Source organism: Gimesia panareensis (assembly GCF_007748155.1).
Lineage (GTDB): Bacteria > Planctomycetota > Planctomycetia > Planctomycetales > Planctomycetaceae > Gimesia > Gimesia panareensis.
In genome coordinates this window covers 4,983,475-4,997,520 of sequence record NZ_CP037421.1, presented here as the reverse complement: position 1 = coordinate 4,997,520, position 14,046 = coordinate 4,983,475, and the positions used below count along the sequence as shown (strand labels likewise).

Here is a 14,046-nt window from a genome sequence, read left to right as displayed (position 1 = left end):
TGACGCATTTCCATCCAACTTCATCTTTTATTCAATTGACTTTGTATTACAGGGGCAGCGACGTGATTCAAGCACTCAAAACATTGTGTATTGCCACCAGTGTCTTGCTGGTTTCTCAGGCCTTCATATCGGCCAAAGATTCCAGCGGCTCAGATTCAACACAAATCTGGACCTTCAAACAGAAAGACCATGGGTGGACACCCTATAGTGACTGTACTCTGAGCGTCAAAAATAATCTGCTGCAGGTTAACAGCACCGGCAAAGATCCTCACTTCGGACGTGAGCTCAAATCACCAGCCGGTTGGAAAAAAGTCAAAATCCGTCTGCGGGCTCCCTATCGATTGCGTGGTGAACTCTACTGGAAAACGGAAAAGCATAATTCTTATTCTGACCAGCAGTCTGAACGGTTCGACACACGAAATAATAAAAAAGACTGGCAGGATCTGACGTTTGTCTTTTATATCGACTCTCCCATGACAGGGCTCCGCTTCGATCCCTCGAGCCGCAAGGGCCTGGTTGAAATCGAGTCGATCTCCCTGGAAGATACGGAGCCGCCCCGTTCCGCGAGTGCGACTCCTGTCGATCAGATCAAGTTATTGAAAGGGTACAAAGTCGAACTGCTTTATTCGGTTCCGACTGATGCACAGGGTTCCTGGGTCAGCATGACCATCGATCCCAAGGGGCGACTGATCGCCTCAGATCAGTATGGTTCTCTGTATCGCATCACACCCTCGAAAGTCGGTGCGAAAACCAATGATACCAAAGTGGAAAAGCTGAATGTCGATATGGGGATGGCCCATGGTCTGCTCTATGCTTTCGACAGTCTGTATGCTGTCGTGAATGGCGGAAATACACGTCCTTCCGGACTCTATCGCCTGAAAGACACCAACGGCGATGACCAGTTTGACGACGTTCAGTTCCTGCGGGAAATCAAAGGGGCCGGTGAGCATGGCCCGCATGCGATCATTCTTTCTCCCGATAAAAAATCACTTTATATTGCCGCTGGAAACCATACCGATCTGCCCAACCCCGAGAAATCACTGGTTCCCCGCAACTGGGATGAAGACCTGCTCTTGCCGCGTCTGTGGGATGCCCGCGGACATGCTGCCGGTAAGCTGGCACCGGGAGGCTGGATCTGCCGTACCGATCCGGAGGGCAAAGAATTCGAACTTGTCAGCTCTGGGTTCCGTAATGAATACGACATCGCCTTCAACCCGGAAGGGGAACTGTTTACTTACGATGCCGACATGGAATGGGATGTGGGATCTCCCTGGTATCGTCCGACCCGGGTGAATCATGTCACCAGCGGCAGCGAATTCGGCTGGCGCTCCGGAACCGGAAAATGGCCCGCCTACTATCCCGACAGTCTGCCTGCCGTCGTGAATATCGGACAGGGGTCTCCCACCGGGATTGTCTTCGGCACCGGCACTAAATTTCCTGCGAAATACCAGCGTGCTCTGTTCATTTCTGACTGGAGCTACGGCATCATTTACGCCGTCCATATGAAGCCACAGGGAGCATCATACGTCGCAACCTATGAAAAATTCGCTTCGGCGACACCACTGCCAGTCACTGACCTGGTGGTCAATCCTGCCGACGGCGCGCTGTATTTCACCATCGGTGGACGAAAGACACAGTCTGGTCTGTACCGGATTACTTACACGGGCAGTGAATCGACGGCCCCGGTTTCACCGACTCCTGCTGAACTGGCCGGCTATCGGGAACTGCGTCGAGATCTGGAAAAATATCACGAACAGCAGAACGCGGATGCGGTTTATGAAGTCTGGCCTTACCTGGGACATTCCGATCGACACATTCGCTATGCCGCACGAATTGCTCTGGAGCACCAGCCTGTAGAGCAGTGGCAGAACTGTGTACTGATCGAACAGGATCCCGCCACACTCATCAACGCCGGTATTGCTCTGGCCCGGAATGGAAAACCCGCCGTCAAGCATGCTCTGCTGGAGCGGTTAAAAGGTCTCGACTGGAGTCAGTTATCCCAGACTCAGAAAATGGATCTACTGCGTCTCTATCAGCTTGTCTTTGTTCGACTCGGAGAACCGACCGAACGTGAACGGATCGACGTGCTGGCCCAGATCGACAAAGCGTATCCTTCCGATGATGTCTTCATGAATCGGGAATTGAGCCGCTTGCTGGTTTATTTGAATGCTCCCAAGGTGATTGAGCGAACCCTGGCTCTGCAGGACAAAGCGCTGACCCAGGAAGAACAGATTCACTATGCCAAAGTGCTCAGCAGTCTGGCCAGCGGCTGGAACAACGACCTGCGTAAACGTTACTTTGAATGGTATCTGAAATCGACGGCCCACAAAGGGGGCATGTCCTTCAACAAGTTCCTGGTCAATATCCGTGCTGAAGCCATCAAGACACTGACCGATGCGGAAAAGAAAGCGCTCAAGCCGGTGCTGGAAGTCAATCTGGAAAAAGCCGATCCGATTCCTCAGGGACCGCCGCGTCCGCTTGTGAAAAAGTGGACGGTCGAAGAACTGTTGCATGCTGCCAATAACGATGATGTGCAGCGGAACTTCGAACGGGGACGGGAAATGTTTGCCGTCGCGACCTGTTTCAAATGTCACCGTTTCGCAGGTGAAGGGGGAACCATCGGACCCGATCTGACAGGGGCCGGGGGCCGCTTCAATGCTCAGAACCTGCTGGAGTCGATCATCGAGCCGTCCAAGGTGATTTCCGATCAATACGCTTCGACCATGTTCGTTCTGGATGATGGCCGGGTCGTTAACGGTCGGGTCATTAACCTGCATGGCAAGAACATGATGGTTCTCACCGATATGACCAATCCCAGTAATTTGACTTCGGTCGACCGGGATACCGTCGAAGAAATGATGCCTTCCAAGTCGTCCATGATGCCCACCGGACTGGTGGATACGTTGACGAAAGAGGAAGCCCTGGATCTGCTGGCCTACCTGCGGTCCGGAGGCAATCCGAAACACGACCTGTTTCAAAAGAAGGACTAGTTCCAGGTAAAGCCTTTTCCGGCCAAACCTGAAACTGAGGATCTGATTCTGTCGATACATCTGATTCCTGAGAAGCGATTGGGAGTTCTCAAACGCTTCTCAGGAACTTTTTATTTGCAGGACAGGAAGTCTGTAGAGACAGGTCGAAGAAGCTGATTTTAAAAAATCTGGTTTTCTGATCAGAAACAGACATGGCCTGTTTTTCTGGTTCACAAAGGGAATCCTTTCAGAGCGAAAGTGAAACGATGCAGAATCCTGAACTCATCTCGCGCAGGGACTGGCTGGCTGGAGCGGCAGCGGTTGCCTGTGGTGCAGTCACACAGACTGTGAATGCGACATCGACCAGCCCGGTTAAACCAAAGTCGGTCGCCGCGGTGGTCTCCATTTATGAACCCAAAACACACGCCGATGTGCTGATTGGAAAAATTCTGGAGGGCTGGAAGCAGGATGGTGGGCCGGGCCCCGCACTCAAGTTGTCCTCTTTATACGTGGATCAGGTTTCCCATCGGGATCTGTCACGCCGCATGGCTGCGAAATACAACGTACCCATCTTCGATTCAATTGAAAAAGCAGTCACGGTTGGCAGTGATCAGATTCCCGTGGATGGCGTGATCAGCATCGGCGAACACGGCAACTATCCCTTCAATGAAAAAGGACAGCAGCTCTATCCGCGTCGGCGTTTTTTCCGGGAAATTACAGATACCTTCCAGAAGTATCACCGCGTAGTTCCTGTCTTTAATGACAAACATCCCGGACCCGTCTGGAATGACGCAAAGTGGATGTATGATCGTGCACAACAGATGAAAGTGCCTTTCATGGCCGGCTCGTCGCTTCCCCTCACCTATCGGAAACCGGAGATCAACGTTCCGCCGGGAAGTGAAATTGAGGCGGCTGTCGGGATCGGTTACTCGGGGCTCGACATCTATGGCATCCACGCACTTGAGTGTTTTCAATGTCTGGTGGAACGACGCCAGGGGGCTGAAACAGGCGTGGAATGGGTACAGTATTTAGAGGGAGACGCCATGTGGGAGACCCTCGATAATGGCCTCGTTTCGGAGGATGTATTTAATGCAGCGCTGGCGGTAGTGCCCAAAGTGAGGCAGGGGGATGTTCGTGCGGATCCCGATGCGGGGCTATTCCTCTTCAAGTACAACGATGGGTTCCTGGGAGCCCTGTTCATGCTGCAATCCGTCAATCGCACCTCGGTCGCACTGAAACTCAAAGGGCAACAGCAACCGCTGGCCACTCAGTTCGAAGAAAGAGAAGAACCCGCTCACCCGCATTTTGCTTATCTGCTGAAAGCCATCGAGCGCATGATTCACACCGGGCAACCGAGCTACCCGGTCGAACGAACCCTGTTAACCAGTGGAATCCTCGACCGGGCTTTGAATTCCCGATTTCAGGGCGGTAAAAAACTGATGACGCCCGAACTGGCGATTCGCTATCAGCCCGTCGACTATCCCCATGCACCCCTGCCTGATCTGGCATCCAATCCCTCTCAGCCGCTGGCAAAGTAAATCTGGTAATCGATCGCGTGGAGCTTCTCTCTGGACAAGCCAATTTACTTCGAACGGTCGGCCAGTTTGTCTTTCCGTTTTACATGCAGTAACACGGGAAGCGAAGTCTGTCTTCCTTCCTGGTCAGCCCGCAGATGGAACAGGCGGGTTGTCTCGGGAACCCACTTGGCGGCTGTCAGGTAAAAGGTTCGTTCGCTCTGATCGCCGAGCAGTAACAGGCCGTTGAGTCCGATGTTATCCACAAAGACACCATGCGGCAGATTGCGGCCCGCATATTCTCGACCAAAGCCGACCACGCCTTTGTAACCATCCCGCAGCACAACCACTTTGGCAGCGATCGTCTCACCGGGATGAATGGTCAGTTCCAGTGGTTTGTCCGGAATCTCAGCCAGTTGATCCCCCGCCAGGCTCAACTGATCGGAATTGAGCTCCACCATGCGAATGATGATCCGCGGCTTTTTCTGCAACCGAATCACTCCCAGCGGATTGACATTGTGTGTGACTTCTTTGCCCGCGATGGTAGCGGTGGCAGAAACTGTCACAGTCTGATACCGGGAGTCAGTGGGGCGTGGTGCGACGAGGGGCCCTGTCGTTTCTGCAACCGGATCGGCATAGACCGTTCCATAAGCCCGGTCGTGTCCGGCCTGGATGATGATCGGGCTGGTGACGTGCAGTCCCGGCGGGACATCGGAAATATCGACACGAATCGGTCCGTCAAACCCATCAATGCGTTTGGCGACCAGTTCAATTTCCTGTCCGCTGCCAGCATTCACTTTGGGGTTCGCTCCATTCAGGGTGACTTTGAAGTCAGGCTGTCTGGGACGGACCGTCAGGTCATAGTGAAAGTCTTTGCCTTGAAATCCCCGCACATCCGAAACACGGACGAGGTAAGTACCATCGTTTGGCGCTTTGAAGATCAGGCGGGAGTCGTCACCCAGTTCCCGTCTGCCGTCATCGTTGTTCTCATAATAGAGAGTGAACACCGGCAGACCATTCGGCGGCAGTTCGGTTCCCGCGGGGTACGGATCCACGATATAGCAAGGTTCGTGCAGCGCGTGGGTGATGGGAGAAGTACCGAAATAGGTATAGCGTCTGCCAACCCCGGGATAAACGTTGAACCCCGAATCCGGACCGCGGGGGTAGAGCCAGAGCTTGACGACTTCACCGTTGCAGTACAGATACTCATTCAATTCCATCTCGCGCCAGTTATGGATGCGGAAATCATTGACAATGTTGGAATCCTTACCGCGGAACGTGAAATAAGAATCGCGAACGGCACGCAGAACAACACGCGGGATCTGATTCCCCTCTGCATCGAGGACTTCGATTTTGGTATCCAGCTTGGATTTCTTACGGGCCGCGTTGGTCTCGATCAGCCATTCCTGACCTGCCTTGGATTTGAAAGCATACAGGTCGACGTCCGTCTGGCCTGGCTGAGTGGAGTTGATCAGACCGCTGGCGACAACCGAAGCAGCTTTCAGTGGAGTGGCCTGCTTCGGCTGATTATTGGGTTCCTGCTCTTTCAGCTGAGCTGGTTTTCCTGCAGCCATCGGAGCGAGTGAATCCGTTTTGCCGGCCTGTTTCGCGATCGCTTGTCCCTGAGTGGCAGCAGGCAGATTGGAAGGCAATGGAAAGCGTTTTAACTGTCCGTTGCTGAAGCCCACCAGTGCCATATGAGAATCAGGTGAAAAGGCCACCGAGGTGGGAATCGCAGGCAAATTCTCGATCACATGCAGGAGACGTAACTGATCAGCGTCCCAGATCTTCAAAGAATGATCGTCCGAAATTGAGGCCAGCAATTTTCCGTCTGGAGAATATGTGATCTGAATCACGGGGCTTTCATGGGCAAAGCGGGCAATCACCAGGGGATTGATGCGGGCTGATTTGCGGGACACGAAACGCCATTTACGGATTCGGTTATCCGCGCCAGTAGCGACAATATAATTTCCGTCGGGACTGAAGCTGACCGACGACTGTTCCTTCAAGGGCTGACTCAGTGTATCCAGTCGGTCACCCGTCGCCACCGACCAGACTTTTACCGTCGCATCAGCCGAGGCACTCGCGAGAGCAGTAGAATCCGGACTGAATGCGAGGTCATAAATTGCGCCGTTATGCCCGCTTAAGGTTCTGATTTTTTTGCCGGTCGCAATATCCCAGAGGATGATTTTGTGATCGTAACTTCCCGTGGCCAGCCATTTCTGGTTCGGGCTGACCTGAGCTGCGTAGAGAACATCTTTATGGCCGACAAATTTGTGCAGCTTTTTCCCGGTGGCGACATCCCAGATCGCCGCCTGACCGAACAGGCCTGTCGTTCCCGAAGAGGTGATCAGCCACTTGCCGTCATTGCTGAAACGCACCGAATTGACTTTGCCGGGCAGGTCTTTGATGGTTCGTACCAGTTTATTCGATTTGCCTGACAACAGGTCAATCTCTGAAAAGCGGGCGATGGCAATCAGGTCACTGTCCGGAGACCAGACCAGGGAGGCAATCGGTTTCGAGACTGCTTGTGCCGGCTTGATCCTGGGAACGGTCAGTTCCATCTGCACCGGTTCTTTGCCCGATGGCCCCTTGGCTCCCTGGTTGATCCATTCTGTCAGTACCGCGATTTCGTCAGCGGTCAGTTTTTCGCCGCTGTCTTCCGGGGGCATCAGCGGCTTAAGCTCCCCTTTGATCATGCGGATCAGTCGGCTGGACTGACTGTCCCCGGCCAGAAAAGCGGGGCCGTGCTCGCCCCCTTTGAGCAGACCGGCGTACGAGTCGGATGCAAATTTCCCCTCGGCATCATCGGCACTATGGCAACCTTCACAGTATTTGCGGAACAGGGGGGCAACCTGTTTCGCATAATCGATCGGTGCATCAGCAGCCGAGAGCTGCTGTAAATGTCCCGAAAGCACGAGACACGCGATGGCCAGCAGGGCTTGGATGGAAAGTTTCAACATATATGGCCTCAAGTGAGCGACTTGGATAAATGTGTAATTCGTCAATAGAACGATAGAAATCAGTGATTAAACAGAAACTCACGGCTGCTGAGAACACCCCAGAACAGGTCCTCGACCACCTGTCGTTTTTCCGCCTCGGGCGTCTCTTTCAGAATATTCAACAGCTGCGTGGTTTCTTCCTGCGTCGGTTTGCGAGAGAGACACAGCATGTAGATCTGATCAATCAGTTCCTGGTCTGACTGTTTTGCTTTGAGCAGTTTCGTGACGCGGCTCTCTTTGACTTTGAGCTTATTGTTGATTGTGTCACCATTAGAGAGATGCAGCACCTGCACCATCGTCGGTTCTTCCGAGCGTTCGCATTCACAGGTAATCATCCGCTCGTTCCGACCGAAGGTTTTCAGGAAGTAGGAAATGACAGACGAATCATACAACTGGATTGCCCGGGTCCCTTTGGGATAGAAATCCGTCTTCTGAGGGTTGGGCTCATAGTATTTTGTGAATTCGTCCGGCACTTCCGTGACCTGGGAAATGGCATCCAGCAGGACTTCCGCCATCATACGACGGGGATAATAGCGGGAGTAGAATCGTTTTTCCTCTTTGTTTTCCGGGAGCGGCTGACTGCTTCGCTGGTAAGCGGCCGACTGCAGAATGACCCGCATCAAGGCTTTCAGATTGAAGTCCTGGTCTTTCAGGTAGTCGGACGCGGCAGCCAGCAGTTCTTCGTTGCTGGCCGGATTGGATTCCCGCATGTCGTCGACTGCTTCGACCAGACCCACGCCAAAGAAGTTGGCCCAGACACGGTTGGTAATCGAGCGACTGAAGAACGGGTTCTCTTTTGAAGTCAGCCAGTCCGCCAGATAGACGCGGCGGTCTTCAGGGGCATTGATGTCGATCGGCTGGCCGTCCAGGGGAGTGGGGGGCTGTGGTTTTCCAGTCAGCGGTTGAGCCAGATCCCCCTTGGTCGCTACGAACAAGGTTCGAATCCCATCCCCTGAGCCCTGGCTGCCTCCCCAGCCCTTGGCCCGCACGCGGGCAAAGAAGTTCGCCATCGCGTAATATTGGCCGTTGGTCCACTTTTCGAGCGGATGGTTATGGCATTTCGCGCATCCGATCGCCAGTCCCAGAAACGCCTGGCTGACATTTTCCGTCATCGATTCCGGATCCTGGTGGATGGCGTAAAAGTTGGTGGCGCCATTTTCAATACTGCTTCCCTGGGCGGTGATCAGTTCGTGTACCATCTTGTCCCAGGGAGTGTTCTGTTTCACGTGCTGATAGATCCAGTCGTGGTAAGCTTTGACGGCCTGCGGACGAATCAGTTCCCCGTTGACCAGCAACAGATCGGACCATTTGTACGTCCAGTAGTCCACGAATTCCGGTCGGTTCAGCAGCTCTTCGATCAACTGGTTCCGCTTATCCGGGTTCTGATCAGCCAGAAATGCCTGGACTTCGGCTGGTTTGGGCAGGGTTCCAATCGTGTCGATATAGACCCGGCGGACAAATTCCGCATCACTGGCCTGGGGAGACGGAGGCAGGTTCAGCCGCTGCAACTGTTTGATGACCAGTTCATCAATGAAGTTATGCTTCGGCGATCTCGCGTAAACTTCAGGGGCGATTTCTTGAGGGTAGGGAGACGTGATCTTGGAGATCGCTACTTTACTGGAAAAGATGCAGACAATCGCTCCTTCACCAAATCCGGTGACTTCGACATTTCCCGCGCCATCGACCTGGGCCACACTCTCATTGACGGAAGAAAATGCCGTCCAGCGGGTGACATCGCGAACTGAATTGTCCGAGTAACGGGCCTGAACCAGCAGATGCTGTGTCTGTCCTTTGGTGAGAATCGAACGTCCCGGCAGCACTTCCAGGCTCTCAATCACCGGATCGGTCTTCGCGGGGGGAGTGGCACCCTGGGCGATCCACTCCGCCAGAATCCGGTATTCCTGGGAATCCGTTTCAAAGCGGACGCCCCCTTTATGGGGGACCGCTCCGGTCGGTTTGATCAGCAGCAGACTGCGGGCCGGATCGGATAGTTCAATCCGTCGCCCGCGGGCCTGTTCCACAATGGTGTGGAAATCCCCGGGGACATCATATGATTTCAGGGAGAGCCGAAAGCCCCCTTTCCCCGCCAGGGCACCATGGCATGGACCGGAATTGCAGCCCGCCTTCGTCAGGACAGGCTCGATATCATTTCTGAAACTCCAGCGATGCGGCTGGTCCAGGCCACTAACAGCGACTTTACTGCTGGACTTTTTAGAACCAGACTGGACTGTGATCACTGCCGTTCCGTTGCCGACCGGAATGGCGGTCTGGTCTTCAATTTTCACCACGTCTGGATTACTGGAGGTCAGCTGAAATTTCGCGGTCACAGGGCCGGTGACTTCTCCGTTGGTCAAAGTCTGCACCGAGAGTCCCTGCCGGGCCTCGCTGCCGCGCAGATCAATGGATTTGGGAAATAACTGAATTGTATTGCCTGTTTTTGGCTCGGCGAGAGACGGCTCAGGAAAGAACACACCTGCGATGAGCACGGTTAACAGAATCGGTAAGACAGATTTGCGAGGAGTCATGGAGCACTTCTCTTCGTATATAAAAAACAGTCATGAGATTTCAAATGTACGCATTGGCGGCGCAGCGCCAAGGGCAGTCAGTTCCCTGTTCCGATGAGGGAATCAACGTCTATTCAAACTCAGTTGAATCATTGCACTGAGGTTACGCGTTAAAACAATTCGCGGATTTCCTGCTTACCCACATCCACCAGGGGGAAGGGGCGACCGGCCGGGCCGGGGAGCACCGTGTGCAGATCGAAACCGAGACTGTGGTAAACGGTCGCTGCCAGATCCCCGGGAGAAACCGGTCGATCTGCAGGCACACCACCAATCGGATCGCTGCTACCGACGACACGTCCACCCTGAACGCCACCGCCGGCAAAGTAACAGGTAAAACATTGAGGCCAGTGGTCACGGCCTCCGGCTGGATTGACTTTGGGGGTACGACCGAATTCAGACACGTTGCAGACCAGGGTTTCGTCCAGCATCCCCCGGTCATACAGGTCTTCGATCAGGGCACTGTAGGCCTGGTCGTACATGGGAGCCACAATATTCTTCATCCCCTCAATCGAGGTAAATGGTTTGGAGCCGTGAATATCCCAGGTGATTTCGTTGAACACAGTCAGGAAGGTATTGATCGTCACGAACCGTACTCCCGATTCCACCAGGCGGCGGGACAACAGGCAGCATTGCCCAAACCGGTTCATGCCGTAACGCTCACGGACTTTGGTGGGCTCCTTCGACAGATCGAAGGCTTCGCGGGCCTCTTTACTGGTCATCAGGCGGTAGGCAGAGTGGAAATTGCCGTTGAGCAGTTTCGCGTCTTCGGTTGATTCGAAATGATCGATGGTGCTGTCGACCACATCCCGGATTTTACGACGCCGTTCCAGACGGGCGGTGCCGATCTCCTGGGGAGGCAGCATATCGGGAACTTTGAAATTCGGCTTGGAAGGATCAGCCATCAGGGCAAACGGATCATAGGCTTTACCCAGGAAACCACCCGCCTGGCCATTGGGCAGATTTCCGCCTCCACGGCCCATGGTTTCCGGCAGGACGACGTTAGCTGGCAGGTCGGTTTTGCGACCCCGCAGATAATCGACTACGGAGCCGATATGGGGCGTATTGATTCCGCCTGTGAACAACCGCCCGGTCTGCATCATCTGCCAGCCGGCATCGTGAACGGCAGCGGCAGTATGGTAGCAGGAACGGACCAGCGAAAATTTATCCGCAACTCGCGCATGCAGCGGGAAGATTTCAGAAATGTTGACGTCCGGTGAAGCGGTGTCAATGGGTTTGAAGGGGCCCCGGATTTCTGAGGGGGCGTCCGGCTTCATGTCGAACGTATCGAGCTGGCTGGGAGCACCCAGATTGAAGATCATGATCGCCGCCCGGTTGTCGTTTTTCTTGTCGACCAGCCCGCGTTCTTTGGCTTCCAGGTATTGCGGGAGTGAAAGTCCCATCGCGCCTAACGAACCGACTTGCAGAAAGTCTCTGCGGGTAACTCCGCTACAGGTTTGCGCTGTGCCTTTGCCAGTGAACTTCAGCATGATGAACCTCAATGTTTGGAATACGAATTCGGATCTGAAAGCGGCAGAATCAACTGGTCAATTTCATTTCGACTGATTCGGAACCGTCGCGCGAATATCCCACACGCGCAAGAAAACCCTGATTCGTTTATTTTCGCATATCGTAGACGCAAAGATCAACATCGTCTTGTAGGAATGACGCATAAATTTGTATTATTTACGCATGCAAGATCCTCAGAAATTCCGCGACGATTTCCTGAAACGCCTTGACAACAAACTCCATCTGGAAGAACTCTTCAACTATATTCCCGATGCCTATTTCTTTGCCAAGGACGCCCAGGGACGTTTTATCAAAATCAGTCGCGCCTGGATGGACGTGCGTGCGATTCCCCGCGAAGCGGACATCATCGGCAAGACCGATTATGATATCCATCCCAAAGACCTCGCGGAACAGTACGTAGCCGAAGATCAACGGGTGATGGAATCCGCTTCTCCACTTCCCAATCAGGTCTGGTTGATCCCCGATCGTCAGGGAAATCTCAAATGGTATCTGTGCAGCAAAATCCCCCTGTTTGGTGATGGCGGCAAAGTCATCGGTGTGGCGGGTGTCTTGCGGGATATCAAAGTGGCCGGCTCCGAATTTCAATCCTACCAGGAACTGGACCAGGTCATCGCCTACGTTCTGGAACATTACCAGGAACGCATCCAGATCTCCGATCTGGCCGACCTGATCTTTTTATCGGTCAGTCAGCTCGATCGGAAATTCAAAAAGCTGTATCAGATTACTCCTCAAAAATACATTCTGCGGGTCCGCATCAATGCCGCCTGTCAACTGTTGACGCGAACCGAAAAACGGGTCTCCGAAATCGCACTCGAATCCGGCTTTTATGATCAGAGTTATTTCACCAAACAGTTCGTCAATCTGATGGGCCTCTCGCCTTCTGAGTATCGCAAGCGATTCCGGCAGGAAACCGAAATGGCCTGAAGACACTGTTTCAGACAGCAGTTCAGGCAATCAGTTCGTCAATCACATGACCTCCTACATCGGTCAGACGGAACCGACGCCCACTGTAGAGATAGGTCAGCTTCTCATGATCCATCCCCAGCAGTCTTAAAATCGTGGCGTGCAGATCATTTACATGCACTTTGTTCTCTGCTGCTTTGAAGCCGATCTCATCGGTGGCACCGTAGGTCGTCCCCGCTTTCACTCCCCCACCGGCCAGCCAGGTGGTGAAAGCGTGCGGGTTATGATCGCGTCCGGGATTCGCCCCTTTCTGAGCGATCGGCAGGCGACCGAATTCACCACCCCAGATCACCAGCGTTTCATCGAGGAGCCCGCGTGCTTCCAGATCACCCAGCAGCGCCGCGATCGGTTGATCCGTTTCGCCGGCAAAACCACTGTGGTTCCCTTTAATGTCCTGGTGTCCGTCCCAGCTCCGCTGGTTCTCCATGCCGCCGGAGTAGATCTGTACGAAACGGGTGCCGCGTTCGACCATTCGTCGGGCGATCAGGCACTGCTTTGCAAAGTGCTCGCACTTTTTGTCACCAATGCCATACTGTTCCTGCAGGTGTTTCGGCTCGCGGGAAATATCCAACGCTTCGGGAGCTGCACTCTGCATGCGATAAGCGAGTTCAAAACTCTCAATGCGGGCCGCCAGTTCCTGATCACTTTCGTTTCGCTCCAGATGTTGACGGTTCAGTGCTTTTACCAGGTCAAGCTGCGAACGCTGGCGTCCCTTGTGTGTTAAGACGGCTGGCGGCTGTAGGTTATCGATCGGCTCACCGGTCGGCCTCAAATAGGTGCCCTGAAAAACGCTGGGCAGAAAACCGGCACCCCAGTTCAGACTCTGACCCTTGGGTAAGCCTCTTCCCAGCGGATCCGACATCACCACGAACGCGGGCAGGCTGTCACTTTCCGAACCGAGACCGTAAGTCACCCACGAGCCGACACAGGGATGCCCCATTTTGGGCACACCACAATTCATCATGAACAGGGCCGGGCTGTGGTTATTCGACTCTGTGAAACCGGAATGAATGAACGCCATCTTGTCCACATGCTGGGACAGATGTGGGAAAATGTCCGAGACCCACTTCCCCGATTCACCATACTGTTTGAATTTGAAAGGACTCTTCATCAACGGTCCCACCGCGTTCTGGAAGAAGCCAGTCTTGTTGTCAAAACCTTCCAGGGCCACGCCGTCCCGCTTTTCGAGTTCGGGTTTGTAATCCCACGTATCGACCTGGCTGGGACCGCCGTTAATAAACAGCCAGATGACCGCTTTCGCTTTGGCGGGCATATGGGGCTGCTTCGGGGCCAGCGGATTCGTGGCCTGCAGAGAAGGCGCCGCCTGGCTGGTTTCCAGAATTCCTTCCTGTTGCAGAAGACTGAGCAGGCCCAGCGTGCCGAGCCCGCTGCCGGCCCGTTTGAGCAGTTGTCGTCGGGCCAGTAACTGGTTGAGTGAGATTGTGGGCAGTTCTGTTATGGGTTGTGACATCCTGTTCCTCCAGGAGTAATTCAATATTGCTGACTG

Annotated in this window: 7 protein-coding genes; 3 read left to right on the top strand and 4 right to left on the bottom strand. The window is 54.0% G+C overall.

All coding sequences use genetic code 11. The features are described from left to right. The first annotated feature begins 62 nt into the window (after window positions 1-62). Together Enr10x_RS18515 and Enr10x_RS18510 are read left to right on the top strand one after the other, a co-directional pair. Window positions 63-2,990, top strand: a complete 2,928-nt coding sequence (locus Enr10x_RS18515; protein WP_145111137.1) for a c-type cytochrome — start codon at window positions 63-65, stop codon at window positions 2,988-2,990. Between the two features lie 245 nt (window positions 2,991-3,235). Further along, window positions 3,236-4,507 carry a hypothetical protein gene (locus Enr10x_RS18510; protein WP_232093044.1) on the top strand — a complete coding sequence of 424 codons (1,272 nt, stop codon included), beginning with the start codon at window positions 3,236-3,238 and terminating at the stop codon, window positions 4,505-4,507. A 44-nt stretch (window positions 4,508-4,551) separates the two neighbouring features. Here Enr10x_RS18510 and Enr10x_RS18505 read toward each other — a convergent pair whose 3' ends face one another. The 3 genes from Enr10x_RS18505 to Enr10x_RS18495 form a co-directional block, all read right to left on the bottom strand. Then, complete coding sequence (locus tag Enr10x_RS18505; RefSeq protein WP_145450968.1) at window positions 4,552-7,446, bottom strand: c-type cytochrome domain-containing protein; 2,895 nt, start codon at window positions 7,444-7,446, stop codon at window positions 4,552-4,554. A 59-nt stretch (window positions 7,447-7,505) separates the two neighbouring features. Next, window positions 7,506-10,010 (bottom strand): DUF1549 domain-containing protein, encoded by a 2,505-nt coding sequence (locus tag Enr10x_RS18500; RefSeq protein WP_145450967.1) that lies wholly within the window; start codon window positions 10,008-10,010, stop codon window positions 7,506-7,508. A 149-nt stretch (window positions 10,011-10,159) separates the two neighbouring features. Further along, entirely contained in the window at window positions 10,160-11,536 is a 1,377-nt protein-coding gene (locus Enr10x_RS18495) for a DUF1501 domain-containing protein (protein WP_145111128.1), read from the bottom strand. Between the two features lie 202 nt (window positions 11,537-11,738). Between Enr10x_RS18495 and Enr10x_RS18490 the strand changes: the two genes are divergently transcribed. After that, the gene (locus tag Enr10x_RS18490) at window positions 11,739-12,500 is read left to right on the top strand and encodes an AraC family transcriptional regulator (protein WP_145111125.1); all 762 of its coding nucleotides are present in this window, start codon (window positions 11,739-11,741) and stop codon (window positions 12,498-12,500) included. A gap of 22 nt (window positions 12,501-12,522) precedes the next feature. Here the strand turns inward: Enr10x_RS18490 and Enr10x_RS18485 are convergent, their stop codons facing one another. Beyond that, window positions 12,523-14,010 carry a DUF1501 domain-containing protein gene (locus tag Enr10x_RS18485; protein ID WP_145111122.1) on the bottom strand — a complete coding sequence of 496 codons (1,488 nt, stop codon included), beginning with the start codon at window positions 14,008-14,010 and terminating at the stop codon, window positions 12,523-12,525. Window positions 14,011-14,046 lie beyond the last annotated feature (36 nt).